The sequence below is a fragment of the Gymnodinialimonas sp. 57CJ19 genome (assembly GCF_038396845.1).
Classification (GTDB): domain Bacteria; phylum Pseudomonadota; class Alphaproteobacteria; order Rhodobacterales; family Rhodobacteraceae; genus Gymnodinialimonas.
Genome location: NZ_CP151587.1, coordinates 3,386,812 through 3,413,390 on the forward strand (window position 1 = coordinate 3,386,812; position 26,579 = coordinate 3,413,390).

A 26,579-nucleotide genomic window follows, 5' to 3' on the forward strand; every position below is an offset into this window, starting at 1 on the left:
TGTCTTTTCAGATCAGCCGTCGCATTGAATGCGTTCTACCAATCCGTCTTCGCGCTGTGCGTAGGGATTCTGAACCACGACCATGGCATCTGACGAAGGCAGGAAGTGGTTCGTGCCACTCGCCCCGAAGGTGCCCAACATGTTGTCGATCTCGGCGGCATTCGCTTCGATCCACGCGGCCACTTCGGCGCCGTCAGTCGTGCCCGCGCCTTCGATGGCTTGGGCCAGGATGTGCGGCTCTACATAAAATGGCGCGATGCCCGAGGGGCCACCGACCTCGGCGATATCGGGATAGGCTTCCGTCGCGCGGGCCGCATATTGCGCGAAATCGCTTTCACCAATGGGATCGCCGGCACAATAGGTCATGCCGCTGAACTGAACGGAGACAACGTCCTCGAACACTTCTTCGCCGAGATCATTCGCAATACCGGCCGCGTAGTTGGTCAGCGTCAAGCTACCCAGGACCGGCACGTACCAACCGATTTCTTCGCGGTTCTGAAGGAACCGGCGGGTGTCATCCACAAGCGAGTTGATCAGCAAGATCGCATCCGCACCGGATTGACGCATAGAGAAGATCTGAGGTGTCATATCTTCGGCGCGGAACGCAAATTCCTGGATCTCCACCAGCGGCGAGCCCAACTCCTCCATGTAGGCGGCGATCTCTGCTGCGGCCGCTTGCGACATGCCGCCATTGTCCGAGATCAGGGCGATGTTTTCGGCTCCCAGAACCTCGACCGCGTAGATCACGTTTGCGATCATCTGGTTCAGACCCGTGGGCGAGTTGGAGAAGTGATAGGGCGCGACGTCGGGCGTCAGTGTCGGCGATGCCGCTGTCGTCACCTGCGCCACGCCTGCCTCGGTCAGAACAGCCGTTACCGGAATGGTTTCCTGCGACGTCACCGGGCCAACCATGCCGCCGATGCCAACGTTCTCGACCAATCGGCGCGCTTCGCTTACCGCGTGTGTCGGGTCCGTTTCGCTGTCGGCGATGGTCAACTCGATCTGTTGCCCCAAAATGCCACCGGCGGCGTTGATTTCTGCCACCGCCAATTCCCAGCCCATGGATGCCGCCGTCCCGATGGCTGCGCCGCCACCTGTGATGGAGACAATCGCGCCCATCTGGAACGTGTCTTGATCCTGCGCGGTGGCGGCACCCGCCGATAGCGCCACAAGAGCTGCGCCAATGGCTGTGTAGCCATAGAGTTTGTGTCCGAAAGTCGTCACGTTAGATCCTCCCATTTTTTCCAAGTCCACCTTGGGCCGCTCTGGATGTGCCGCGTCGTCCAATCAGACGATCTCGGCACCCGATTCAAGCATTTCAGGGCGATTCTTTGACTTTCCCCGGCTTTTGGCGCCGCCATTATTCAATGTCCGTGTATCCGTCGGCGGCAATGATCGGAAGGTGCGTGAACGTGTCCTTGCCCTGCATGCGCATCCAGGCGCCAGCGGCCAACACGCCACCATCAACCACCATGCTGGTGCCCGTAACCCACCCCGACAACCGTTCGGACGCCAAGTAAAGGGCCGCACCAGCGCTGTCTTCGCCGCGTCCAAAACGCCCCATGGGAAACCATGTGCCGATGTGGGGACGGTTGGCCAGAGGCACCTTCGAATCCGCCGTGATCTGAGCGGTATCTGTGGTTTCCGGTGCGATTGCGTTGACGCGAATACCATCGGCGCCAAGTTCCACCGCAAGGCTTTGGGTGAACCCGGTGATGGCCGATTTGAACGCCGCATAGACCGTGGCCCGTGGGATGCCGCGAAACGCCTCGACGGTCGAGAGATTGATGATCGCCCCCCCGGGTCCGGTTTTTTTCATCAGGGGCAAGGCCGCCTTGGTGACGCGAAACATGTGCAGCAGATTGACGCCGTAGAGCGCCTCCCACTCTTCTTCGGTGCTGTCGGCGAAAAAACTGGTGATCTTCAGGTAATCGCCCACGTTGTTCACTAATATGTCGAGCCGCCCAAACCGGTCTTCCACCTCTTGTATCAAGCGGGCGACGTCATCGCGGTCGCGCACATCGGCGTCCACGATCAAGGCGTCAGGCATGGCGGCGCGTAAATCTGCGAGGCGGGTGGGGTCATTCTCGGCGATGGCCAATCGTATCCCGGCCTCGGCGAACAGGTCTGCCGTGGCGCGGCCAATCCCTGCCCCACCGCCCGTGATCAACGCAACCTTGCCTGCAACCTGTAGAATATCGTCGGTCATGATGCTTCTCCCGTCTGCCCGCCCGCCATTTCCACGACTTCTGCCACCGCGCGCCGCACGTCGTTGCGGGTATAACCTAACGCGGCCATATCCTCGGACGATGGTTCGTAGGACAGAGTATTGCCGCGCCCCTGAACGATATAGGGATCGGGCAGAAGCGGATGCTCTGCGTCCTCGATCGCAATCTGCGTATCGGTGCCGGCCACATCAAAGAACAGCTGGAAGAAGTCACGGTAGCTCAGGTTTTCATCTCCGATCAGGTAGGCGCGCCCGGCCTCACCATGTTCCAACGCCCCAGCGATGGCCTGAGCAAGAGCCGCCACAGACATGTAGTTGGTGCCCCCCGGCGGCGCGGTGTTGGGGATTTCGGGGTGCAGTCCCCGCCCCCACTCGGCCAAGGTCCGGTAGCGCAAGGCTGGCATTCCCGGCACAGCCCCGACGATGGACGGCGGGTTAAGCGTGCAGGGTGCAAACCCGTCACCCGCCAGGGCGCGGACCCCGTCATCCGCCAATTTGCGGGCACGAATGTAGACAGAGCCTTCCACCAGATCGGGACGGAGATGGTGGTAATAACTGCCTACCTGCACAAAGCGCTTCACACCGGCCGCCTTGGCACGCTTGGCGAAAGCCGGCACGCCCTCGGATTGGGTGTCTCGGTAGAACGCCTCTACGTCCGCGCCTTGGGGCATGTGGCGGGGATCATTGCCCGCGGCGAAAACGACCGCCTCGAAGGCGGCCAGATCATCTTCCAGAAAATCACCCTTGGAGAAATCCCCCAGCACGATCGGAAATTCGTGGGCCGGATGGTCGGGCGCGTCCGGCGTGCTGCGAGCGGCAAGGGAAACGGAATGGCCCAACCCGCGTAAATGCAGCGCCGTGTTGATACCAATCATGCCGGTGCCGCCGACTATCAGGATGTCCATCCAAAATTCCTTTCGTGTGCCAATTCCCGGGAAGCTATCGGGCATCGGGGACGCCAGTATCGTCCAAACAGACGGCGCTGCCGGTCAGTCCACCATGCCCAGACAGCGATCAACTTCTACAAGATCATCTGCCGTCAACCGCCACTCGACCGCAGCGGCGTTCGCGCGGACTTGTTCGGCACGGGTCGCGCCCGCCATCACCGACGCCACCTGCGGCTGCGCCAGAAGCCATGCGAAAGCCAGCTCCAACAGGCTACGCCCCCGCGTTTGCGCGAAGGCAATCAAGGCCTCAACCTGGGTCAGACGTGCCTCGGTCAGCCCGCCCTTGAAATACGCCAGATCCACCAACCGCCCTGCATCAGGCTGCGCGCCCTTGCGGTATTTTCCGGTCAGCAGCCCGCTGGCCAATGGAAAGTAGGGCAGCAATGCCATTCCGGTCGACTGCAAAGCGGGGAGGAGGTCGGCTTCCACATCCCGGCTGAGGATATTGTATTCCGCCTGAGTCGAAAGGAACGCCGCCCCGCCGAAACTGCGGGCTGTCCAACTGGCATCAACCAATTGCCAGGCGGGAAGGTTCGAGCATCCGATGTAGCGAACTTTCCCCTGCGAAATAGTGTCTTCCAACGCGCGCAACGTCTCTTCAATTGGCGTGTTCGGATCGGGGAAATGATATTGATAGAGGTCGATGTAATCGGTCTTGAGCCGCGTCAGGCTGTCCTCTACCGCGCCCATGATATAACGGCGAGAGCCGTCGTAATCACCTCGCGCCCGCCCGCCCATGGGCGAGGCAAACTTCGTGGCCAGCACGATGTCCTTGCGACGTGGGCCAAGGACTTCACCCAAGACCGTTTCTGACCCGCCGTCGGTGCCGTAGCTGTCGGCGGTGTCGAAAAACGTGATGTCCGCATCAAGGGCCGCCTCGATCACCGCACGGGCCCCGTCCAGGTCCAACCCATCGATCATGCCGCCAAAGTTGTTGCACCCCAATCCGATGGCAGACACCCGCAGGCCCGATTTTCCCAACAGTCGCGTTTCCATGTCATCCTTTCCAGCGCGTCAACGCGCATCCTCGGCAATGAAGGCGGCGCCGCGCTCCGCGATCATCACAGTCGTGGCGTAGGTGTTGGCACGCACCACCGTCGGCATGATCGAGGCATCAATCACCCGTAGCCCATCAAGCCCGTGAACTCGAAGCCGCGTATCCACGACCGCGTCACGCCCCAGCCCCATGCGACAGGTGCCAGCGACGTGATAATTGGCCGATATATTGGCGCTAATATCGGATTTGATCGCCTCAAGGCTGTCAGCAATAGGTCCCGGCGCGATTTCCGCCCCGATCACGTCGCGGATGGGCGGCGCGTCCATGATCGCACGTATTCGCAGTGCCCCCTGTGCCAAAATCTCCAGGTCACGCGCATCCGAAAATACGCCCGCCTCGATCGCGGGCGCGGCCATCGGATCATCCGATTTCAGGCGCACACGGCCGCGGCTGAACGGCACTCCTTGATACAACAGGACCGAGAACCCGTGCTGTTTGGGCAATACCCCCAACACGCCCGGTTTCCGGCGGATAATCAGCGCCGGCGCCATGCAAATCTGTAACAATGTCTCGGGCTGGCCCGGCACCGCGTCAAAGTATCCAGCAACAGGAAACAACCCACTGGCCAAGACGCCACGACGTCCGGTGATATAGGACAACCCGGCCCGGATCGCCCCCAAAGGGCGCGCATGGCTATAGGCCGTAAGCGGCGCATTGGTGGTGAACATCATCTTGTACATCGGGTGATTTTGGTAGTTCCGCCCAACGCCGGGCAGGTCGTGGACGACATCCACACCGGACAGCGCGCTCGGGTCGCCAATCCCCGAGCGCAGCAACAATGCCGGTGAATTGATCGCCCCGCCCGCCACGATCACCTCTGCGTTGCAGCGGAAAATTTCCTCATTGGCGCCACGGCGCAGGGCAACGCCTACGGCACGTTTTCCCTCTATCACGATACGCGTCACATGCGCCTTGGTGATAACCCTCAGGTTCGGACGGGACCGCGCACGCCCAAGGTATGCCGTCGCGGTAGACACCCGCCGCCCCTGGTCAATGGACAGGTCAGCATAGCCCGCCGCCTCATGGCCCGCTTGCACGAAGTCTTCGACCCGCGCGATGCCGCTGGCTTCGGCCGCCTCCAGAAACAGATCACAAATAGGCGCCGTCGCAGCCCCTCTGGAGATGCGCATGGGGCCGCCAGAACCGTGCTGGGGGTCTTGTCCATAGGGGTGATCTTCCAGCTTGCGAAACCACGGCGCGACATCGCTTGCCCCCCAACCGGGGCATCCATCGGCACGCCAGCCGTCAAAATCCACAGCCCTGCCGCGCAAAAACATCATGCCGTTGATCGAGGCCGACCCGCCCATCACGCGCCCTTGCGACATATATAGCCGCCGCCCATCCAACGCGGGCTCTGGCTCGGTCTCAAAGTTCCAGTTCAACGCAGGGTCGGTACCGGTGACGACATTTGCACCGGGTATGGCAATCAACGGATTGCGGTCGGACCCGCCTGCCTCAATCAAGATCACCCGCTTGCGCGCATCCTCGCTTAACCGCGCCGCCACAACGCAACCCGCCGCGCCTGCGCCGACGACGATATAGTCGGCTTCACTTTCCGTTGCTTTGTTCACGCAGTGGCACCCGATTCTGTGGCCCCGTGCCGGGCATCTGCACCATAGCTATCAGTCAGTTCGCCGCGCTGGATCGTCCGTTTGGATCACGACGTATTCGACGATCGCCCCCAAGCTGGTTTCGGTCGATGAAGTGGATTGAACTGCGAATGACGAACATCAAGCCAATGGAAATGAGCGGAAAACGTGCAATCGTGACGGGGGGTGCCAGCGGCATCGGCTTCGCCACTGCCCGCCTGTTGACCAGCCTTGGCGCGCGCGTGGTGTTAGCGGATTTGGACGAGGACGGCGCGGAAGCAGCGTGTGACCGGATCGGCGCTGTTGCGGCCGTCACCGGCGACGTCTCGATTGATGCCGACTGCGCGGCGATCGCAGAAAGGGCCGAACAGCAATTGGGTGCTATTGATATCCTGATCCATGCGGCCGGGATCGGCGACGAGAAAGCCCCGGCGGAAACACTGGATATTCTAGCCTGGCAACGGGTGATGGACGTCGACATGCGGGGCACTTTTTCAATCAACAGGGCCTGCGCCGCTCGCATGCTGCCCCACGGTTCCGGCGCGATCGTGAACGTCTCTTCCATCTGCGGATTGAACGCGTTTCCGGGCAGAAGCGCCTACGGAGCGGCCAAGGCTGCGGTTAACCATCTGACGAAAACGCTCGCCTGTGAATGGGGGCCTCGCGGGCTTCGCGTCACGGCGATTGCACCGGCGTATACGCGCACACCCATGGTCGCGGACTTGATTGAGCGGGATGTATTTGATCCCGCTGACATCATCGCAAGAACGCCTGTGGGCCGATTGGCCGAACCTGACGAAATGGCAAAAGCGGCCGTTTTCCTTGCCTCGGATTGGGCAAGTTACATTACGGGAACTACGATAAATGTGGATGGCGGTTGGGCTGCCTTCGGCGCCGCGGGCGCGGTGGCTCAGTAACCCGGGACGTCTGTGTTGAGGCGGGTCACAGCCCGCATTGCAGACCTTCGGGGCGCGGGCCGCATCTTGTTGGCTTGATCGTCGGGCCGTGGGACAAAGCGCCGCTGCATTGGGCGTGAATACTACGGCCCAAATCCTTAACCGCAGATTGACGAAGTGTTAAATTCAGAGCATATGTTCCTGTCGCTGTCTTCGTACGAAAATATCGCCAACACATGATGTCGGGCGATTTAATGAAAGCGTCAGTCGATGCCCACGTATATCATCGTTTCAAAAGACAAAGATCCGCTTGGTCCGAACGAGATCAACGCTGGCGATAAGATCGAGGTCAATGATGGCGATGTGTTCATTGTCGATCCATCCGCAGACGACAAGATCGAGTTCAAGTCCGCCAGCGGGGCGTCCACCGACTTCGAAGTACGGTTCGAGCAAAGCAACGCCAACAAGCTGGACGTCACATTCAAGGATGACCTCAACCCCACAATCAACATCAGTGATGATGTCGACCTAGGTGAAACGTTCATCGACGCGGACAAGGCGGATTCCATCACCTTGTATGCCGGTGATCGCGTTACCCTCGATCATTATCACGGGTCGGACGGCGTGGACATCTTCACCGCCGGTGACGATTTCACGATGCACAATCACCTCAAGACAAATAAGGGTGACGACGTCATAAGAATTGGCGCGAATGCGTCGCTGGACGAAATCGACGGCGGTAAGGGCAACGACACCCTATATAGTCAGACCGACCCGAGTGAGTATGGCGCCAAGGACATTGAGAACGTTCAGGTCGTCTGCTTCGCGGCTGGAACGATGATCGGCACAGGCTCCGGGCAAGTCCCGGTCGAATGTCTGAAAGTCGGGGATTACGTCAGCACGCTGGATCACGGCCAACAGCCGATCCGCTGGATCGGGTCGCGTTCGCTTGACCTTGAGGACCTGACCGCCAAGCCCAAGTTGAGACCTGTCCGGATCGCGGCGGGCGCGTTGGGAGCAGGCACCCCCACACGGGACCTCATCGTTTCTCCGCAGCATCGGATATTGGTCCGCTCGGCGATCGCAAAGCGCATGTTCGACACGGCCGATGTGCTTGTTCCGGCCATCAAGCTGGTTGGGATCGACGGGATCACCGTCATTGAGGATGCAACCGGGGTCACGTATTTTCACGTATTACTCGACCGGCACGAGCTTCTGTTATCAGAAGGGGCGGCGACAGAGAGTCTCTATCTTGGGCCGCAAGCTCTTGCAGGGCTGCCCCCAGAGGCCTCCGAGGAAATTCTCTATCTTTTCCCGCAGCTTGCCGATCGCAAATACAGACCAGAACCCGCCCGCCTGATCCCTGACAAAGGCCAGCAGATGAAGTCGCTTGCCCAAAGGCACGGCAAGAACCGCAAGGCGTTGGTCGCCGAATTGGCATGAAGACTGAAGGGGTGTAAGCCAACCGTTGCTTGGGCCAGCAACGCGACCGTCGCGGCCGCACCGCCCCCGATCCCTGTGCCGACATAAGGCGCAGCTCCTGACGCACGAGGACAACGTGAACATAAAGAACTTCTCGGTCCCGAGCCTGCTGGATTTCCTGACTGTCGCCAATTGTGGCAGTATCAATCGGGCAGCGAGTGAGCTTAACATCTCCCAACCGGCCCTGACGCGGAACTTGAAACGTCTGGAAGACCGGCTTGGCGCACGTCTGTTTGAGCGCAGTCACAAGGGCGTCCGCCTGACGGATGCGGGCGAACTCCTGCTGGAGCATGGACGCCGCGTAGAGCAGGAACTGCGCGACGCCGTCAGTTCCCTGAACCAATTGAAGGGGGAACGGCCTGAAAAGATCTCGATCGGCATGTCCCCCACGATGGCCCACAGCTTTGGCCCTCAGGCGGTGATCGATATGCTGAAGAATTGGGGAGATACGCAGGTAAGGATTGTTGAGTCCCTGAAGCCGCACCTGTTGTCCGAGCTGACGTCGGGCAGGATCGACATGGTCGCAACCGTGGGCAACCCACAGGAATCCTTCGAAGAATTCGACACGGAGTACCTGTTCAGTGATGAAATCGGGCTTTTCGCGCGTCACGGGCATCCCGCCGCCGATCTGGATACTTTCTCCATTCGGCCCTTCAAGCGGATGACGTGGGTGTTGCCCGACTCGCAGGCCTATATCCTGCAACGACTGGTCGAGTATATGGAGGGCATCGGGCTGGAGGTATCCCATACCGCGATTTACACCGCGTCGATCTCCTTCATGAAAAGCGCCGTAACACGCAGCGAGCGCATTGCCATCGCGCCGATTTCCACGTTCGAAGACGAGCTTTCGCGCGGCCAGGTCGTCAGGCTCAAAGGACAGTGGCCAGAGATGGAACGCCACTTCTGTCTCTACACCCGCAGGCGGGAAGATCTCCCCACGCCGATGGTCGCCGCACGCACCCTGTTCATCGAAACCATGCGCGACATCGCAAAAGAGCGTCGGCTGAGGTACCAGTCCCCGCCCATCGGTCTCTGAGGCCAGATCCGCAACCTGCGTTGCGCTAAAGCCCTATACCCTAAAGGCATACCCCGAGCCGCAATCGGCATTATCCCGGCCCCTGCATCCTTGTTAGCGTTGATAAAACGGCAGGTCTGGCAACTTGGGGAGGCTGAAACATGGGCATGACGGCGGGCGAGAAAATCCTTGCGAAGGCAAGCGGCCTTGATCGTGTAAGCCCCGGAGATGTAGTCTATCCCGATCCCGAACTCGTCATTTGTCATGACGGCTATATCGCGTCCAGCAAAGAGCAATTGGATGATCTGGGCATCGACAGGGTCTTCGACCCCGACCGCATTTTGCTGGTGACGGATCACACTGTTCTCTACACCACACAGGCCCATGCCGAGCGAGGCGCGGCGATCCGAAAGGCTGCGCGTGACTGGGGTATCCGCAACTTTCTGGACGTGGGCAACACAGCCCAGGGGCATGTCTACCCGATTGAAAAGGGTCTTGTTTTGCCCGGCACCTTCGCTTTCGCCAATGACATGCATTGCACGAATAACGGGGCGGTGGGCGCGCTGGTGATGCGCACGGGTCCCGAGATCATCTCGGTGTTCGCCACAGGCACTATGTGGGTCGAGGTGCCGCAGACGGTCCGGATCAATTTGCACGGGACCCTGCCCGAAGGCGTCTTGTCGCGCGATTTGGGCTTCGTACTTGCGCGCGGCTTTACCGACGGCACTTTCGGGGCGGAGTGGGATTATCGCATCATCGAGTGCGGCGGCGCGGGTGTTGACGCCCTGTCCGCCGAACAACGGGTGCCCTTGTGCAATACGCTTACGGAGATTGGCGTTTGCAACGTCTTCTTCGAGCCGAATGCAGACATCATCGACGCCGCCAGAACCGTTGCGCAACGCCCTTTCACACCGGTCTACAGTGACGCCGATGCCCATTATGAGGCGGTGATAGATTTCGACCTGTCACAGTTGACGCCGCAATTGGCGCTGCCCGGCAGCCCCGACAGGGCGGTCTCGATCGAGGGGCACGAGGGCCGCGCCGTGGACCATGCCGTGGTCGGTTCTTGCGGGTCGTGCATGTATTCGGACATGGAAATCGTCGCCCGGACCTTGCAAGGAAACCGCGTGGCCCCCGGCACGCGTCTGTTCGTGGCACCGGGCACCCAAGCCATTACCGCGCGGATGCGGCGCGAAGGGCTGATAGATATCTTGCAGGACGCCGGCGCCATTCTTCTGCCGCCGGGATGCGGGCCATGCGCGGGTGGGCAAATGGCGCCGATGGCACCGGGCGAGGTTTCGATCTCGACTGTGGCGACGAATACAGCGGGGCGGATGGGCGCGGCCGACTCCGATATCTATCTGGCCAGCCCCGCAACAGTGGCGGCCTCAGCCATAAAGGGTCAGATTACCGACCCGCGCCGCGTGGCGGAGTGCGCAGCATGAGCGATGCCTCCCCCGTCATCCACGGCCGCTGCCACGTCTTCGGGCACGACATGGGAATGGATACCGAGGTTCTTCCCCACGCCTATGCGCAACTCTACCCATTCGACGCGGAGAAGTTGAAACACCACCTGTTCGAGCGTGTCCGCGAAGGGTTCGCCGCCCAATGCCGACCGGGTGATATCATCGTCGCGGGCCGCAACTTTGCCCATGGAAAACCGCATCCCCAAGCGCTCATCGCCATCGCGGAACTGGGCTTGCACGTGCTGTGTGAATCCATGCCCTTTTACGCCTATCGCGGCGCCATCAGCCGGGGGGTTCTGATCCATCGCGACTGCGCAGGTGTCACCGACATGGTCGCAGATGGCGATATTGCGAGCCACGATTTCAGCACGGGCGCATTTCACAACGAAACCAACGGCAAGTCGGCAAACTTCTCGCCGCTGCCGGAACGGCTGCTCGACATGATCCAGATCGGCGGCATGAAACCCATGCTCGCCCAATGGCGCAAAGCGCAGCTTCACCAGCACGACACTGCAAATACAAAGGGAGACTAATATGACTTTGAAACTTAAAACCCACCTTCTCACGATGGTTGCGGCAGGCGCGATCGCGGCCGCCAGTGCGGTATCCGCGCAGGAATTCGCGGGCGAGACCATCACGCTCTACACTCCCGGTTCCCCCGGTGGCGGTAACGACAGCTACGCGCGCACTCTGGTGCCGTGGCTGCAACAACACTTGCCCGGCGAGCCGACGATTATCGTGCGCAACCTGCCCGGCGCCGGCACCATTGCAGGCATGAACGTGTTTCAAGCCGAGAGCGAACCGGACGGCCTTCACGCCGTGTCCATTTCGGCGTCAGGCGTGTCGAACTACGCGTTCCGCAATCCCAATGTGGAATATGATCTGGAAAACTTCATCCCGGTCCTCGCCTCCCCCCAAGGCTCCATCATCTATGCCAATCCGGACCTTGACGTGACGGGCCCCGAGAATATCGAGGTGCTGCAAGGCGCTGATCTGGTCTATGGCGGCAACAACCCGACCGGCGCCGATTTGCCGATCATTCTGATGTTCGATTTGCTCGGATTCGAAGTGAACACGGTCTGGGGTCTGTCCCGTGGGCCATCGCGGCTGGCGTATGAACGTGGTGAGTTCAACATCAACTTCGACTCGTCCACAGGCTATTCCAACGCCGGGATCGAACTGGTTGAAGCCGGGCGCGCCGTGCCCCTGTTCACCGCAGGCGTGGTGAATGCCGAGGGCGAGATCGTCCGCGACCCCAACTTCCCCGACCTGCCCCATTTTCTGGAAGTCTACGAACAGGTCCATGGCGAGGCGCTGACTGGCGTCGCACTGGAAGCATGGCGCGCGCTCCATTCGATGAGTGCAGCCACCAACAAGGCCATCGCCCTGCCCGCCGACACCCCCGACGAAATCGTTGAGGCCTATACCCAGGCGATCCGCGATTTGCTTGCCGACCCAGAGGCGCAAGAAGCAACCGGATCAATCTTCCTGGAATATGAGCAGATTGTCGGCCGAGAGGCGGCTTCCACGATTTTCGAGCAGGCCACCAACCTGTCGGACGAGGTCCGGGCCTACCTGAACGAATGGCTTGAAGAAAACGAGAACGTTACGATCCAGTAGCGCCTTCGACCTGGGCGGCGTACCCCATGCGCGGGGCACGCCGCCTTACTCTTTTCTTCCCTCGGATTTACACGGATTGTTGTCTTGGATCTTTTCACTGACGCCGCCCTCACCGCCCTTGGCACGCTTCTGCAACCGTTGCATCTGGCCTTCTTGTGCATGGGTGTGATGATCGGGCTGGTGGTCGGCTTCTTGCCGGGACTGGGTGGCCTTGCGGGGCTGTCTCTGATCCTGCCCTTCATCTTCGGCATGGATCCCACGTTGGCGCTCGCCGTCATGATTGGCCTGATCGCGCCAACAACGACATCGGACACATTTCCCGCTATCCTGATGGGCATACCCGGCACCAGCGCATCCCAGGCGACGGTGCTGGACGGCTTCCCCCTCGCCAAACGCGGCGAGGGAGCGCGTGCGCTTGCGGCGGCATTTACCGCCTCCTTGTTCGGAGGGCTTATCGGCGCGCTGGCCTTGACCGTCGCGGTTTTTGCGGCCCGCCCTGTGATCTTGTCTTTCGGGTTCGGCGAGCAGCTGATGTTGGTGGTCTTCTCTCTCAGCATGGTCGGTGTTCTGACCGGGGATAGCGTGCTGAAAGGCCTGGCCGCCTGCGGCGCGGGCCTGGCATTGGGCGCCATTGGGGCGGCACCGGCCACCGGAGAATACCGCATGACCTTTGACACGGCCTACCTCACCGACGGGCTGTCCATCGTCATCGTCGGTCTGGGTCTGTTCGCTGTTCCGGAAATCGTGGACCTTCTGCGCCAGAAGGGCGCTATCTCCAGTTCCGAGATGTCGTCCAAAGGCCGCCTGCAAGGTGTCATGGACACGATCCGCAACAAATGGCTGGTCCTGCGCTGCGCCTTGATCGGCAGCCTTGTCGGTGCCCTGCCCGGCCTTGGCGGCGCGGTCGTGGATTGGATCACCTACGGTCACGTGGTGCAAAGCTCCAAGGATCGCAGTCAGTTCGGCAAGGGCGACATCCGTGGCGTGATCGCGCCGGAGGCGGCCAACAACGCCAAGGAAGGCGGCGCGCTGATGCCGACGCTGCTGTTTGGGATACCCGGCTCTGGCACCATGGCGGTGCTGTTGGGCGGCTTCCTTCTGGTGGGCATTCAGCCGGGGATGCGGATGGTTACGGACAATCTGGACCTGACCTTCACCATGATCTGGTCGTTGGCGCTTGCCAATATCCTGGGGGCTCTGGTCTGCTTCGCCCTCGCGGGGCCGGTCTCTCGGCTCACCACCATCCGCTATTCGCTGATCGGTCCGATCATGATCGTGATCATCTTCTTCGCGGCCTTCCAGGTCACGCGCAGTTGGAGCGACCTTGTGGCCCTTTTCCTCCTTGGCGTGATCGGCATCTACATGAAACGCTTCGGCTGGCCGCGTCCGGCCCTGTTGATCGGTTTCGTACTGGCCGCCGGGTTGGAAACCTCGGTCTATCAGGCCATTCAGATCTATGGCTTCCGCTTCTTCGAGCGGCCGCTGGTGCTGGTGATCACGGCCCTTACGGTTCTGTCGGTGGGCCTTGCGATCTTTTCGCGCCGTTCCCAAAAGCCACCGGAAGCGGCCGAGGCGGGCCCCCTTGCGGCACGGTGGCCGCAGTTGGCCTTCACACTTGGGGTGGGCGTGTTTCTTGCCGTGGTGATAGCAGATGCGCTGACCCATCAGCCCCTGGGCCGGGTCTTTCCCCTGTCCATCGGCATCATCTCTGCCGTGCTTGTGGGGGCGCTACTGGTCACGCAGGTCTTTACCAAGCGCCCTACACCCGCCCTTGTTGATCATGGCTCCGGCGAGCCGGGCGGCACGCGGGATGTGCATATCATAGGGTGGATTCTGGGCCTGCTGGCTGGAATTGCGCTGGTCGGATTTCCAATCGCAGCGGCGCTTTTCGTTTTGATCTTTGCGACGGTACGCGTGGATTGGCACCCGATCCGAAATCTGTCCATGGCGGGGGGCGTCCTGCTCGGCCTCTTCATCCTGGCGCAGGCGTTGACACTTATCTATCCCGGCGGGTTGCTTCAGGAATATGTGACGATGCCCCGCTGGTTGGGCCAGTAGAGACAATCAGGAACGGAGGGCATTCGAGATGTCAAAAAGCCGGAAACTACGAGAGATCCTGGCGCGTCCTCGCGGCACGGTCTCGATGGGTGTGTTCGACTGCTTGTCGGCGCGTATCGCCGAGGAAAGCGGCTATGACCTTGTGTCGATCAGCGGTAACGGCATGGTAGCAAGCCTGCTTGGCATGCCCGATCTGGGGCTGGCGACGCAGACCGAAATCGTCACGCAAAGCCGCAACATCGCCCGCGCGGTCGATGTCCCGTTGATCGCGGATGCCGACAATGGTTACGGCGGCGTGTTGAACGTGGCGCGTACGGTGCAGGAGTTCGAGGCCGCCGGGATCGCAGGTATCTTGTTGGAGGATCAGCTGTTTCCCAAACGCTCCAGCACCGTAGGGCCGCCCGAACTTGTCAGCCCGGCCGAGTTCGAGGCCTGCGTTCGCGCGGCCGTCGCCGCCCGTCGGGACCCCGATTTTGTCATCATCGCCCGCACGGATGCGCGAATGGTCGAAGGATTGGACAGCGCCATTGCTCGCATGAACGGCTACGCGGCGGCGGGTGCGGATTGCGCCTTCTATTCCTCGCTTCAATCCCGTGACGAGCTGGTGCGGGTCGTGCAGGAAACACCGCTTCCGGTGAAGCTCAACGTGATCGAGGGGTATCCACCCTCAATGTTCCGATCCGACGAATTGCTGGATATGGGCTTTGCACTGGTTGGCTATTCCGGGTTCCTCCAACGTGCGGCCATGCGGACGATGTTCGAAACACTCGCGCTGTTTGCCGAGGAGCAGACAACACAAGGCGCCCTTATGGACAAGGTGCTTTCTACCACGAGGCGGAACGAGGTGCTGCGTTTGTCTGAATTCAAGGACTTCGAGACGGCTCAAACCAAGCGTTGAACCGGCATTCATTGCGCCGGCGGTCGTTCAGGCACCGCGTCAAGTCTCGGATTTAGCATCCCGGTGAACGGGCCGCGGCACGCCCCGCACCCCGAGCTTGCACTCCAGAGAGGCACGGTCCCAGTTTCCGCAATCGGCCGCCGCATCATAGGTCGATTGCAGAAATTCCATGAGAGTGGCGGCGGGATCCTCACTGCTTTGAACGGCCGCGTAGGGCAGAACGAATTCACCAAGCGCTTCATCAAAGCGCGCCTCTTTCGGCCCCACGACTTGGTCGGCAAACGCGTCGGGGGCGGGATAGGCGTAGGCGTAGAACATCGGCTCATCCGCACCATTACCGCCCGGCCAGAAGCCTGCCGATGACACCTCGTGGCTGTAGGCTTCCTGGGCGACATCGTCAGGCAGGTTTGGAATACCGGCAGGATGCAGAGGCGCGCGCCTTCCCGAAAATCGGGTCGCGGCCAAATCAAACGATCCCCAGAACAGATGCACCGGTGACACTTTTCCCAGAAACCCGGTGCGGAAATGCTCAAACACCGGCACCATGTGCAACAAAGCGCGATGATAGCGCGACACGGCAGCGGCATCATATGGGCGTTCAGCGCGATCCTCGGCAAAGGGGATCGGATCGGGCAACTCATTCGGGGCGCCGTGGATGTCGAAAGTGCCGCCGACGTCTTCAACCGCCTTTCGCGTCTTGTCGTGAAACGCGGCCACGCTCATCGCCGTTAACGCAAACCCTTCGCGGGCGCCGCCGTCCGCTTCGGCGATTAGTTGATGATCTATCAGATCAAGGGTCAGGGAAACGCAGCCGCCCCCCTCGTGCACTGGCCCGGTCGTCAGGCCACGGGGCGTCACGTACAGCGTCGCGTGCCAAGAGTGATTGACCCAGAACGTGTGCGCCAGCCGGTACTTTCCGAGGATCTGAGTCCAAAGGTGGAGCGCCGCGCAAGTCTCCGACCAATCGCTGTAGCCGAGCTTTGGCCAGCCGTTTTGCGCGACACCTTCGGTCATCCGATCGGCTTCATTTTTTGCCGCTCGAGGGCGATCTTGACGCCAGGGTCCGCCTCCATTTGCGACATGTGCTTTTGCAGCGCGGGATAATCATCGTAGTTCAGCGGGGTCTGGTCGATCCAGCGTGTCAGGACATACAGGAACGTATCGGCAAAACTGCGTTTGCCCAGATACCAGTCGCCGTCGCTTTCGCTCAGGGTGTCGTTCAGGCGCTGGTAGTGACCATCAAGTTTCTCGTAGGTCTTGCGTTTGACCTCTTCGATGGCGGCATCGCTTTCGGCAAAATTTTGCGGGCCGAAATGGCCACCGTACGCCGCGTGTACCTCGGAGGTCATGTAGGACAGCGCCTCGGCCTCCTTGCGGCCCAGAACCGTGTCACGTCCGTAACTTTCGCTACCGTGCTCGGCGCCCAACCACGCAAGGATCGCCGCCGCCTCGGTCAGCACGTCGCCATCGTCGAACCGCAGCGCGGGCACCTTGCCCTTGTCGTTGATCGCCAGATAGTCGTCCTTCTTGTGATCGCCGTAGGCCATTGCGTGTACGTCGACCGGCGCATCGAGCCAGGCAACGGCAATATTGGGCGACAGCGAGCAGGTTCCGGGCATCGTATAAAGCGTAGGCAATTTGGGTTCCTTTCAGAATTGGTAGAGCTGTTTCACGAGGGCGACGAGAATTTCGTCAATTCGTCGGGCCTGCCGCGAATTCCACAAAGCCAGTGAGAAATTTCTCTAGCCGTTCGCGCATTTTTTCGTCGGTCATTCGTCCCTCTTCATCGAAGACATCACCCGCACGGGCCACCATCAGCCGTCCAGACCACCAAGGGCGTGTCCCAAGCGTCCGCAGCACGGAGAGCCAACTGTCTTGAGCAAGAATAGTTCCAAACCCGCCGGGCGACGCCCCCAGAACCGCCACCGGTTTGCCGCCGTAGACCTTCGAAATGTCGCTGGCCGGGCGACTGGTCCAGTCGATCGCATTCTTGAAAACACCGGGCATCGCGTTGTTGTATTCGGGCGAAAACAGCAGAAGCCCGTCCGCCTCCTCGATCTGCGCCTTCAGGGTCTTGACCGCGGAAGGCAGGCCATTGGCCTGTTCCTCGTCGGCATCGTAGAGCGGGATGCCCGCAATGGTGCCTTCGATCAAGGTGCTGCCCTCGGGCATCAAGCCCTGCGCCGTACGCAGCAGCGCCGTGTTGAAGGAGGCGCGTCGCAGGCTGCCGGATATTCCCAGGATACGGGTCATTGATTTTCCACTTCGTTCTTCAGACGGCCATCGTCCGGATTGCGTTTACGATGTGTCCTGCCCCGCGCATGACACGTCGTTGACGAAGAATGCCTCATTCCGGCATTTCTTTCGAGTGAAGTAGGTCAATCGGTTCAGTCTTCAACAGGTCTGGGATGCAGGTGTCAAAGACAGGACAGCGACGCCTTCAAAGGCGGATCTACGGATGCGTGCGCGCCACACCGTAAGCCGTTCAAGAACTGATAATGGACTGATAAATCGAGATGAATGGTGCGGGTGAAGGGACTCGAACCCCCACGCCTCGCGGCGCCAGAACCTAAATCTGGTGCGTCTACCAATTCCGCCACACCCGCACTGTGGCTGCACTTAACAGGACATTCGCCGCAAATCGAGACCAAAATTTACCTCAGCATTAACCCACCCGTAACGCTGTTTTGCCCATATTGCGCCTCAATTCACCGCGAGAACATCTCCATCACGGGCTGCCACCCGAAAACCTGAGGGGAAGACACATGACCGACACCACTTTGACCGTTGAAGAAAACACTCGCCCGATGGGTGTTGATGGCGTAGACTCGCTTGCACAAACACGAGGCAACAAATGCCCGAACGAGCGAGCAGTAAATCCAATGACCAAATCTTCCCCGCGGCCCTCGGCCCGCGCGGGCGGCAAGACCAATGCCTGTGAGGCTGGCCTTGCGCCCGGAACCACCGTTCTCACCATGGACGGCGCGATCCCTGTCGAATTCCTGAACCCCGGCGACCGCATCATTACGCGCCGCGGCGTGCGCAAGTTGAAGGCCGTCATGCGCCACAACCTGCCCGAAGGCACGCCCCGCGTTGTTGTGTCGGCCGACGCCCTTGGCGGCAAACCTTCCACAGACATCACCCTGATGCCCGGCCAGCGTGTGCTGGTCCGTGACTGGCGCGCCCAAGCATTGTGGGGCAAGGACATTGCCGCCCCCCAGGCCGCGCGTCTGGTAGATGGCGAATTCATTCGCACTGAAACCAAAGGCCGCCAGATCATGCTGTCGCTTTACTTTGGGGCGCCGGAAATCCTCTATGCCGATGGCCTTGAACTGGCCTCTGCCGACAAGCCAAAGGTGGCAGCCAAGGCTTAAGTTGCACGCGGGCGTTTTTGCCGCCTGATCCGACACTTCCCTTATAAGACGGCGTCCTTTCGGGCGCCGTTTTGCGTTTGCGCCTTCTACAGGCCGTGCGCGCGCAACACCTTGGGCAACAACTCGGGCAGATCCTCTGCGATGAGCCCCGGTCCACCGGCCCGCGCGGCCTCTACATGCAGATAGGCCCCCGCCTCGGCCGCCCAAAGGGGATCAAAGCCACGGGCCAGCAGCCCCGTGATGATCCCCGCCAGCACATCCCCCGCGCCCGCCGTGGCCAACCAGGGGGCTGCGCGATGGTAAGCGGCGGAATGGACGCGAACCCGACCACCTGGCGCCGCAATGACCGTATCGGCCCCCTTGAACAGCACGATACAGCCCGCGACTGCCGCGGCTTCCCGTGTTGCGTCGACCTTGGAATAGGCGGGGCCTTGAGTGGCCGGAGCGTTCATTCGCGCGGCGATCTGCGGGAACAGACGAGCGAACTCGCCGCCGTGGGGTGTTAAAATGGCTTGCGGATGGAGCATGTCGAACAGGGCTGCGGGATCATCGGCGAAAGCAGTCAGGGCGTCAGCGTCCAGCACCACAGGGCGTTCCGCGGCCAACGCGCTTGCGACCATCGCGCGCGAGTTGGGCCCAATTCCCATCGCTGGTCCAAGGCACAACGCGTTAAAACGAGCGTCGCCGAGCAGGGCGTCAAACGCATCGGCCCCGTCGCATTTCCGGGTCATGATGGCGGTCAAATGCGCCGCACATTCCATCATGGCCGAGCCCGGAACCGCCAGTGTCACCAACCCCGCCCCGATGCGAAGTGCCGCCCGAGCTGCCATGCGTGCGGCGCCGCTGCGGCCCATGGGCCCCGACACCAACAGCGCGTGACCGTGGTTGTATTTATGGCCTAAACCCTTCGCCAGACTGGGTTCTGCCAACAGCGGATCGGGGAGCCGCGCAAAACGAAAGTCGTCGTGTTCCTCAGCCTCTGCGCCCCGCAAACCGATGTCTGCGACCACCAGTTCACCGCATAACTGCGGGCCATCGGCCAGCACATGCCCGTGTTTTGGGGCGTGGAACGTGACGGTCAGATGCGCCCCGATGTCACCGACCCAATCCCCCTCTGCCCCCAAAACGACGCCGCTGTCAGCGTCAAGGCCCGATGGCACATCAACGGCGACCACAAACGGCGACTGAGGCTGTCCGTGGCCCCAAACCCCATCGGCGAACATGCTGTGGAATGCCGCGCCGACCGACGGTGGAGGCGCGAATCCGCGGCTGAGGCCGATCCCGAAAATCGCATCCACGATCAGAGCCGCGCCGTCGAAATGGGCCTCGGCGAGATCCGCAACCGAGCCGATTTCAAGCCACCGTGCGTGATTTGATTGGGCGTCGGGCGTGGCCTTATCCGGGGTTCCCAAGGCAAAGACCGAAACGTGCCAGCCCCAACCCTGCAAGAGCCGCGCGATGACGTAGCCGTCGCCGCCATTATTGCCGGGGCCGCATAAAACCACCGCTTTCTGGGGCGTAGCGGCCAAGGCGGGCCAGCGCGAAAACACTGCGTCGATTACCGCCTGCCCTGCCCGTTCCATCAGGTCCAACCCGGTGGCACGACCAGAATCCATCGCTTCCTTCTCGAGCCGCCGCATCTGCGTTGATGTCAGCAGTTGCGTCATAGCGGGCGCAGACCGGGTTTTACTTTTGCACATTTTTTAATCGTCAAGCCTAATTTTTGATCGCACACGGCGAAATTGCCGTCTCACCTCCGGCGCTGCGCCCGTGCCGCATGGACGTTACCCGCGCAAAGTGGTGTCACGTTGCTAAGACTGCGGGCCCGGGCCTGCGACGAGGAGGACATGGGAACCATGAAGAAAATCGAAGCAATCATCAAACCGTTCAAGCTGGATGAGGTCAAAGAGGCCCTTCAAGATATCGGTATCCAAGGCCTCAGCGTGACCGAGGTCAAAGGTTTTGGCCGCCAAAAAGGCCACACCGAACTGTATCGTGGCGCGGAATATGTGGTGGATTTTCTACCCAAAGTTAAGATCGAGGTCGTTTTGTCCGACGATCTGGCAGATACCGCCATCGAGGCAATCATCAACGCCGCCAAGACCGACAAGATCGGCGATGGCAAAATCTTCGTTTCCGATGTGATCCAAGCCATCCGTATCAGAACCGGCGAAGCCGGCGAAGACGCGCTCTAGGACACTGAAGACCCCGCCCCCGCGCGGCGGGTCCCCTGTAGGACACTCACGGCCCCGCCCCCGCGCGGGCCATTTCGAACACCTTACGAACTCAAGGAACACTTACGATGAGCACAGAGAGCTTTTTGAAACTGATGAAGGACGAAGACGTGGCTTACGTCGACGTCCGCTTCACCGATCCGCGCGGCAAGTTGCAGCACGTGACGCTGATCTGCGACGAGGTCGACGAGGACTTCATCGAGGAAGGGTTCATGTTTGATGGATCTTCCATCGCGGGTTGGAAGGGCATTGAAGCTTCCGACATGAAGCTGATGCTGGACACCGACAGCGCCTACATTGACCCCTTCTACGCCGAAAAGACGCTTTGCGTGCATTGCTCGGTCGTTGAGCCCGACACCGGCGAAGCCTATGACCGCGACCCACGCGGCACCGCCGAGAAGGCCGAAGCCTACCTGAAATCCAGCGGCATCGGCGACGTGTTCTACTGTGGTCCTGAAGCCGAATTCTTCATCTTCGACGACGTGCGCATTTCTGTCGAAATGAACAAGGTCGCCTACGAAGTTGACGCTCAGGATGCGTCCTGGAACAGCGACACCGAGTACGAGATGGGCAACATGGGCCACCGCCCGGGCATCAAAGGCGGCTACTTCCCGGTTAACCCGATCGACGCCGCCCACGACCTGCGCTCGGAAATGCTTTCGACGATGAAAAACATCGGCATGAAAGTGGACAAGCACCACCACGAGGTTGCGTCCTGTCAGCACGAGCTGGGTCTGATCTTCGGCAGCCTTACCAAACAGGCCGACGAGCTTCAGAAATACAAATACATCATCCACAACGTGGCCCACGCCTACGGCAAATCCGCCACGTTCATGCCCAAGCCGATCGCCGGCGATAACGGCACTGGCATGCACGTGAACATGTCGATCTGGAAAGACGGCAAACCTTTGTTTGCAGGCGACAAATACGCTGACCTTTCGGACGAGGCCCTGTGGTTCATCGGCGGCATCCTGAAGCACGCGAAATCGCTGAACGCCTTCACCAACCCGTCCACCAACTCTTACAAGCGTCTGATCCCGGGCTTTGAGGCCCCCGTTCTGCGCGCCTATTCCGCCCGCAACCGCTCAGGCTGTGTGCGTATTCCATGGACCGAGAGCCCCAAAGCCAAACGCGTAGAGGCACGTTTCCCCGATCCGGCGGCCAACCCCTACCTGTGCTTCGCGGCCCTGATGATGGCTGGCCTCGACGGCATCCAGAACAAGATCAACCCCGGCGATCCTTCCGACAAAGATCTCTACGATCTGCCACCGGAAGAACTGGCGGGCATCCCGACGGTTTGTGCCTCGCTTCGCGAAGCGCTGGACGAGCTCGAAGCCGATCACGAGTATCTGCTGAAAGGTGACGTGTTCACCCGCAGCCAGATCGAAGGCTACGCGGCGCTGAAGTGGGAAGAGGTTTACGCCTACGAGCACACGCCGCACCCAATTGAATACAAGATGTATTACAGCTGCTAACCAGCAGTTCTGTTACAAGAAAAGGGGCGCCTCAGGCGCCCCTTTTTATTGCTAACCATAGCAGTGACAAAGCCTGCAACAGCACGCCCCCCCAAAAAAAGACGCCCCACAGGGCGTCTTTCGGGTTTCGGTAGCTTATGACAGCTATTTTGCCGCGCGTTTGCTGGCGAAGGTCGCGCCGTCCTGGCGGCTGGCCACCTTGGCTTGATCTGCCTTGAACGCGCTTAGTGCGCGGTCGTGGCTGCCGCCCATTGCGATCCGATTTACGTGGATATCCACAGCTCTTTCGCCATCGCGTCCCGCGACAAAGCGTAGGAAGTTTGTAACCAAGCGCTCCATAACACTGCCTCTTTTGTTTTTTGTTTTGTCTTATCCACAGGGGTGCCGGGAAATTAAGGCAAAATCTAGGCAGGGGTGCACAGGCACGGTTTTGGGGGCGCGAGTGTGGCCTCAAAACCATGAGTTTAGTCGGCTGAGTAATCCAAAAGCACGCTTTCAGCCCAACGACCGTCCTCACCCGATACTGTCAGAGCGGCGAGCCCCTGCCCCTCGGCGGGATTGGTAAGATAGAAGTTGGCCTCACCTTGAATGCCGGCGGTAAAATCATGAAACCAGCCGGTTCCCTGATAGTCCCCATCGCCGCGCTGCGAGAGCACCACGCTGTGCAAGTGGATGTCGCGACGCTGGGAGGAAAGCGTAGGCCCAAACAGCGGCACGCAGGCGTTCATTTGCAGAGTATTCGGGCCACCTGTAAACGCCAGAGATCCCAAGGGCGCGGCAGGCGGCTGCGCATAAATTGTCCAAGGCGCTGTCGCAGCATTGGAGATACCAGAAGCTGTCACATAGGGGTTATTGCTCGCAGAAAGGCCTGCATTCATTGCCACATTGGGGCAGTTTGCAGGGGCCGGAGTGGCGTTTGTGTTCCCGCTGGTGGTGAACCATCCGCTCCGCTCCAGGCCGGGCAGGTCAAATTCCTGCGGCCAGTCAATCACCGCATCCAATCCTTCGGGGAAATAGCCGGGCGTGGCACTGGCGCGTGTGCCGTCCCAGTTGGTACCTTGCTGAAAATCGAAAGCTGTCTGGTCCTCAACCCATGACCCGTCGAAGACGCCAGGCGCGGTCATACGAAACTCTAATGCGCCCCAACGACCGCTATTTTCATGGACCCATGCGCCCCGTAGCACAGTACCGGTCACATCGGTGTAGCCGATGATCCAGCCCCGATCGACATACTCGCCAAATACAAGGGTGCCGTCCTGAAGCAGATTGAGATCACTGTATGAGGTATCCCAATTGCCTTGCCACGGCCCGTCGGCCAGTGCCGCCAAGGGTGCTAGTGTAAGGGTTAACGCAGTGGTGAGCGCTGTCAGCTTGGGAAGGGGCATAAGAAAATCCAGTTAATGTTCAGAATACACCAGATCCTATGCCCACCCTGCCTGTCGAACCACGGGGGTTTTCCTTAGTGGGAAAAGGCCCGCGAGCGTCCCCGTGCGACGGGATCACATCCGGCCAATGCGCCGAAACATCCGCATCGCACCGCGTGCCTGGCGCACAGCGCCGCGCGCTTGGCCTCGTTGTTCGGTGTTCGGCGCGGCGCCATTGCGCCCGCGGGTGGCGTGGTCAATGCCTGCATCGATGCCTTTATTGACAACGCGGCCAATGACTTGGCGCAAGATCCTGTTCAAAATCCGGTCCATAAGTGACCTCCTTCTTTGCCTGTTCCCCTCACCTTAACGGGCGAGTGCGGCGAAAGTCAGGCGTCATCCTCGAAGATCACCGCGCCGTCATCGGGGGCAGCTTCGGCATCATCGTCGAACATATCACCCGTGTTCTCATCGCGGGTGTCAGCGGGCTCTTCGGCCTCGGGCGGACGGCTTTCCAGCAGGCCCGCGTCGCGCAGTTCCTTGAGGCCCGGCAGGTCGCGGGCGGATTCCAACCCGAAATGATCAAGGAAGACTTGTGTCACCACATAGGTGACGGGGCGTCCAGGGGTCATGCGACGGCGGCCAAACTTGATCCAATCAAGCTCGATCAACAGATCGACGGTGCCGCGGCTGACACTAACGCCGCGAATTTCCTCGATTTCCGCCCGTGTCACAGGCTGGTGATAGGCGATGATCGCCAGTGTCTCGATCCCGGCACGGCTCAGCTTGCGCTGCTCCACCTGTTCGCGGGCCATCAAGAAACCGAGGTCCGCCGCCGTTCGAAACGCCCAAGCATCGCCGATTTTCGTAACCTGCACCCCCCGCCCCTCGTATCGGCGACGCAGCAGGTGCAGCGCTTCGGCCGGGTCCGCGCCATGGGGCATGCGCGCCGCCATTTCCGACAGGCTCACGGGCTCGGCCGAGGCAAACAGAAGCGCTTCGACCATACGTTCCTGCTCGGCCAGGGGAGGCGCGCGAAACAGGCTTTCCTCGGCCTGTGGCTCGGGGCGATCGGGGGAGTCAGTCATGGGTCTTTCCGGCGCAATTGGATGGGCGAGAAGGTTTCAGATTGGCGGATTTCCACGCGGCCCGCCTTGGCCAGCTCCAGCGCCGCCGCGAAATTTGCCGCCGCTGCCGAGCGGCGCTTGGCCGGGTCCATGGTCCAACCGTCAGGCAAATAGGACATCAGATCGGACCAATCGCCCATGAAGCCCACCAAACCACGCAGGCGATCCAGGGCCTCTTCCATGGTTAACACCGCCTCGCGGTCCATGACGAAGGGGCGGAATTCATCCTTGGTGCGGATGCGCGCGTAGGCTTGCATCAGATCGAGCAGGCCCGCCGTGTAGGTCACGCGGCGGTGCGTGGTCATCACTTGCGGCGCACCGCGCACGAAGCGATCGCGGCCAAGGCGGTCACGTGCCATCAGCCGCGCGGCGCAGTCACGCATGGCGGCCAAACGCTCTAGCTGGAACGCCAGATGCGCGGCAAGATCTTCGCCCGAGGGCCCCTCTTCCCCCGGTTCAGGGGGCAGCAGCAACTTGGACTTCAGAAAAGCGAGCCAAGCCGCCATGACCAGATAATCGGCGGCCAACTCGATCCGAAGCTGACGAGCCTTCTCAATGAAAACAAGGTATTGCTCGGTCAGCGCCAAAATCGAAATCTTGCGCAAATCCACCTTCTGGGTGCGCGAGAGGGTCAGCAAGAGGTCCAGCGGGCCTTCATAGCCGTCCACGTCAACGATCAGCGCCTCGGCCTCACGGCGGGCGGCGACGGAATCCCATTCATCGGTGTTGGCCGGTTGCCCCGCGCCGGTGTCAGACATAAACCTCTCCGCCCAGAAGGTCGGAAAGTTCCGCCTCTACGGCCTCGATGTCAAGCGGATCGGGCGTTCTGCGGAGGGCTAACGCCGCGTCTGTGCGGGTCTTCGCCCCGCCGTCGAGCGTGCCCGAAGCCGCGACAACATCGTGCATTTCCGGAAGCTCTCCGTTGCAATGCAGTATCAGATCACAGCCCGCCGCCCGCGCCCTTGCGGCGCGTTCCCCGATGGGGCCGGGCAAGGCACCCATCGACAGATCGTCGGTCATCAATGCGCCTTGGAACCCGATATCCTCTCGGATCATCGCGATGATCTCTGGGTCCATCGTGGCGGGAAGCTGGCTGCCCAAGGCTTCAAATACGATATGGGCGGTCATCCCCAAAGGCAGGGACTTGAGCGCTTGGAACGCCGCGAAATCAACAGCTTGAAGGGTAGCGCGGTCTTGCGTGACGCGAGGCAGGTCTTTGTGGCTGTCGGTCACCGCCGCACCGTGGCCGGGGATGTGTTTGACCACCGGCAAGACGCCGCCGGCCAAAAGCCCCTGTGCAACGGCCCGCGCGGCTTGCGCCACCGTATTCACATCGATCCCATAGAGCCTGTTGCGCAGAAATGGGTGGGTCTCTTCCCGCGCCACATCGGCGGTGGGGGCGCAATTCACGTCGATCCCCACTTCGCGCAGCTCATGGGCGATCAGGCGATAGCGCAGTGCCATGGCCCGCACGCCGGCCTGTGTCATCTGCTCTAGTGGCGGCTTCCATTCGCGCCAAATCGGGCCTCGCATCCTCTGGACGCGGCCCCCTTCCTGATCAATCAAAATGGGCGCGTCATAGCCCACCGCATCGCGCAGTTCCGCTGTTAAAGCAGAGACTTGCGCGGCGTCGTTGATGTTGCGCGCGAACAGGATAAAGCCCCAGGGCCGCGCCTGCGAAAAGAAGGCGCGTTCATCATTGGTCAGGGCCAACCCCTCACACCCGAGGATGGTGGCGGAGTGGGTCATC

The 26,579-nt window shown here is 60.8% G+C and carries 26 protein-coding genes and 1 tRNA gene; 11 read left to right on the plus strand and 16 right to left on the minus strand.

Annotated features, from left to right (window positions below):
* Positions 1-12 precede the first annotated feature (12 nt).
* From AADW23_RS16505 to AADW23_RS16525, 5 genes are all read right to left on the minus strand, one after another.
* A complete protein-coding gene (locus AADW23_RS16505) occupies positions 13-1,224 on the minus strand; it encodes an ABC transporter substrate-binding protein (RefSeq protein ID WP_341862037.1) in 1,212 nt (403 codons plus the stop codon).
* A gap of 136 nt (positions 1,225-1,360) precedes the next feature.
* Entirely contained in the window at positions 1,361-2,209 is an 849-nt protein-coding gene (locus AADW23_RS16510; RefSeq protein ID WP_341862038.1) for an SDR family NAD(P)-dependent oxidoreductase, read from the minus strand.
* Complete coding sequence (locus AADW23_RS16515; RefSeq protein WP_341862039.1) at positions 2,206-3,132, minus strand: NAD-dependent epimerase/dehydratase family protein; 927 nt, start codon at positions 3,130-3,132, stop codon at positions 2,206-2,208. Before AADW23_RS16515 ends, AADW23_RS16510 begins: the two co-directional genes overlap by 4 nt.
* Before the next feature lie 84 nt (positions 3,133-3,216).
* Positions 3,217-4,170, minus strand: coding sequence for an aldo/keto reductase (locus AADW23_RS16520; protein ID WP_341862040.1), 954 nt, complete (start codon positions 4,168-4,170; stop codon positions 3,217-3,219).
* Between the two features lie 18 nt (positions 4,171-4,188).
* A complete protein-coding gene (locus AADW23_RS16525) occupies positions 4,189-5,802 on the minus strand; it encodes a GMC family oxidoreductase N-terminal domain-containing protein (protein ID WP_341862041.1) in 1,614 nt (537 codons plus the stop codon).
* 149 nt (positions 5,803-5,951) lie between these two features.
* Between AADW23_RS16525 and AADW23_RS16530 the strand changes: the two genes are divergently transcribed.
* The 8 genes from AADW23_RS16530 to AADW23_RS16565 all read left to right on the plus strand — a co-directional run bounded on the left by AADW23_RS16530 (position 5,952) and on the right by AADW23_RS16565 (position 15,255).
* Complete coding sequence (locus AADW23_RS16530) at positions 5,952-6,737, plus strand: SDR family NAD(P)-dependent oxidoreductase (RefSeq protein ID WP_341862042.1); 786 nt, start codon at positions 5,952-5,954, stop codon at positions 6,735-6,737.
* Positions 6,738-6,986: 249 nt separating this feature from the next.
* Positions 6,987-8,159, plus strand: coding sequence for a Hint domain-containing protein (locus AADW23_RS16535; RefSeq protein WP_341862043.1), 1,173 nt, complete (start codon positions 6,987-6,989; stop codon positions 8,157-8,159).
* Positions 8,160-8,274: 115 nt separating this feature from the next.
* The gene (locus AADW23_RS16540; RefSeq protein ID WP_341862044.1) at positions 8,275-9,234 is read left to right on the plus strand and encodes a LysR family transcriptional regulator; all 960 of its coding nucleotides are present in this window, start codon (positions 8,275-8,277) and stop codon (positions 9,232-9,234) included.
* Positions 9,235-9,374: 140 nt separating this feature from the next.
* Positions 9,375-10,658 carry an aconitase family protein gene (locus AADW23_RS16545; protein ID WP_341862045.1) on the plus strand — a complete coding sequence of 428 codons (1,284 nt, stop codon included), beginning with the start codon at positions 9,375-9,377 and terminating at the stop codon, positions 10,656-10,658.
* Positions 10,655-11,212: a hypothetical protein gene (locus tag AADW23_RS16550; protein ID WP_341862046.1), complete on the plus strand. Its 558-nt coding sequence runs from the start codon at positions 10,655-10,657 to the stop codon at positions 11,210-11,212. The genes AADW23_RS16545 and AADW23_RS16550 overlap by 4 nt, the downstream gene beginning before the upstream one ends.
* A gap of 1 nt (position 11,213) precedes the next feature.
* Positions 11,214-12,299: a tricarboxylate transporter gene (locus AADW23_RS16555; RefSeq protein WP_341862047.1), complete on the plus strand. Its 1,086-nt coding sequence runs from the start codon at positions 11,214-11,216 to the stop codon at positions 12,297-12,299.
* Positions 12,300-12,383: 84 nt separating this feature from the next.
* Complete coding sequence (locus tag AADW23_RS16560; RefSeq protein WP_341862048.1) at positions 12,384-14,357, plus strand: tripartite tricarboxylate transporter permease; 1,974 nt, start codon at positions 12,384-12,386, stop codon at positions 14,355-14,357.
* A gap of 28 nt (positions 14,358-14,385) precedes the next feature.
* On the plus strand, positions 14,386-15,255 hold the full coding sequence (locus AADW23_RS16565; RefSeq protein WP_341862049.1) for an isocitrate lyase/PEP mutase family protein: 870 nt from the start codon (positions 14,386-14,388) through the stop codon (positions 15,253-15,255).
* A 39-nt stretch (positions 15,256-15,294) separates the two neighbouring features.
* Here the strand turns inward: AADW23_RS16565 and AADW23_RS16570 are convergent, their stop codons facing one another.
* The 4 genes from AADW23_RS16570 to AADW23_RS16585 all read right to left on the minus strand — a co-directional run bounded on the left by AADW23_RS16570 (position 15,295) and on the right by AADW23_RS16585 (position 17,861).
* Positions 15,295-16,269, minus strand: a complete 975-nt coding sequence (locus tag AADW23_RS16570; RefSeq protein ID WP_341862050.1) for a DUF5996 family protein — start codon at positions 16,267-16,269, stop codon at positions 15,295-15,297.
* Entirely contained in the window at positions 16,266-16,892 is a 627-nt protein-coding gene (locus AADW23_RS16575; RefSeq protein ID WP_341862051.1) for a glutathione S-transferase N-terminal domain-containing protein, read from the minus strand. The genes AADW23_RS16570 and AADW23_RS16575 overlap by 4 nt, the downstream gene beginning before the upstream one ends.
* Before the next feature lie 55 nt (positions 16,893-16,947).
* Complete coding sequence (locus tag AADW23_RS16580) at positions 16,948-17,508, minus strand: NADPH-dependent FMN reductase (RefSeq protein ID WP_341862052.1); 561 nt, start codon at positions 17,506-17,508, stop codon at positions 16,948-16,950.
* A 268-nt stretch (positions 17,509-17,776) separates the two neighbouring features.
* Positions 17,777-17,861 (minus strand) — tRNA-Leu (locus AADW23_RS16585).
* Positions 17,862-18,137: 276 nt separating this feature from the next.
* On the opposite strand from AADW23_RS16585, the gene AADW23_RS16590 reads away from it, so the two are divergent.
* On the plus strand, positions 18,138-18,629 hold the full coding sequence (locus tag AADW23_RS16590; RefSeq protein ID WP_341862053.1) for a Hint domain-containing protein: 492 nt from the start codon (positions 18,138-18,140) through the stop codon (positions 18,627-18,629).
* 86 nt (positions 18,630-18,715) lie between these two features.
* Here AADW23_RS16590 and AADW23_RS16595 read toward each other — a convergent pair whose 3' ends face one another.
* Complete coding sequence (locus tag AADW23_RS16595; protein ID WP_341862054.1) at positions 18,716-20,296, minus strand: NAD(P)H-hydrate dehydratase; 1,581 nt, start codon at positions 20,294-20,296, stop codon at positions 18,716-18,718.
* A 189-nt stretch (positions 20,297-20,485) separates the two neighbouring features.
* Between AADW23_RS16595 and AADW23_RS16600 the strand changes: the two genes are divergently transcribed.
* Both AADW23_RS16600 and glnA read left to right on the plus strand, forming a co-directional pair.
* Positions 20,486-20,824: a P-II family nitrogen regulator gene (locus tag AADW23_RS16600; RefSeq protein ID WP_341862055.1), complete on the plus strand. Its 339-nt coding sequence runs from the start codon at positions 20,486-20,488 to the stop codon at positions 20,822-20,824.
* 107 nt (positions 20,825-20,931) lie between these two features.
* A complete protein-coding gene (glnA, locus tag AADW23_RS16605) occupies positions 20,932-22,338 on the plus strand; it encodes a type I glutamate--ammonia ligase (RefSeq protein WP_341862056.1) in 1,407 nt (468 codons plus the stop codon).
* 144 nt (positions 22,339-22,482) lie between these two features.
* Here the strand turns inward: glnA and AADW23_RS16610 are convergent, their stop codons facing one another.
* From AADW23_RS16610 to AADW23_RS16635, 6 genes are all read right to left on the minus strand, one after another.
* Positions 22,483-22,677: a hypothetical protein gene (locus tag AADW23_RS16610; RefSeq protein WP_341862057.1), complete on the minus strand. Its 195-nt coding sequence runs from the start codon at positions 22,675-22,677 to the stop codon at positions 22,483-22,485.
* Between the two features lie 125 nt (positions 22,678-22,802).
* Positions 22,803-23,723 carry a hypothetical protein gene (locus AADW23_RS16615; protein WP_341862058.1) on the minus strand — a complete coding sequence of 307 codons (921 nt, stop codon included), beginning with the start codon at positions 23,721-23,723 and terminating at the stop codon, positions 22,803-22,805.
* A gap of 114 nt (positions 23,724-23,837) precedes the next feature.
* Positions 23,838-24,035: a hypothetical protein gene (locus AADW23_RS16620; protein ID WP_341862059.1), complete on the minus strand. Its 198-nt coding sequence runs from the start codon at positions 24,033-24,035 to the stop codon at positions 23,838-23,840.
* 56 nt (positions 24,036-24,091) lie between these two features.
* A complete protein-coding gene (gene scpB / locus AADW23_RS16625) occupies positions 24,092-24,790 on the minus strand; it encodes an SMC-Scp complex subunit ScpB (protein ID WP_341862060.1) in 699 nt (232 codons plus the stop codon).
* Positions 24,787-25,587 carry a ScpA family protein gene (locus tag AADW23_RS16630; protein ID WP_341862061.1) on the minus strand — a complete coding sequence of 267 codons (801 nt, stop codon included), beginning with the start codon at positions 25,585-25,587 and terminating at the stop codon, positions 24,787-24,789. Before AADW23_RS16630 ends, scpB begins: the two co-directional genes overlap by 4 nt.
* Positions 25,580-26,578: a glycoside hydrolase family 3 N-terminal domain-containing protein gene (locus AADW23_RS16635; RefSeq protein ID WP_341862062.1), complete on the minus strand. Its 999-nt coding sequence runs from the start codon at positions 26,576-26,578 to the stop codon at positions 25,580-25,582. Before AADW23_RS16635 ends, AADW23_RS16630 begins: the two co-directional genes overlap by 8 nt.
* Position 26,579 lies beyond the last annotated feature (1 nt).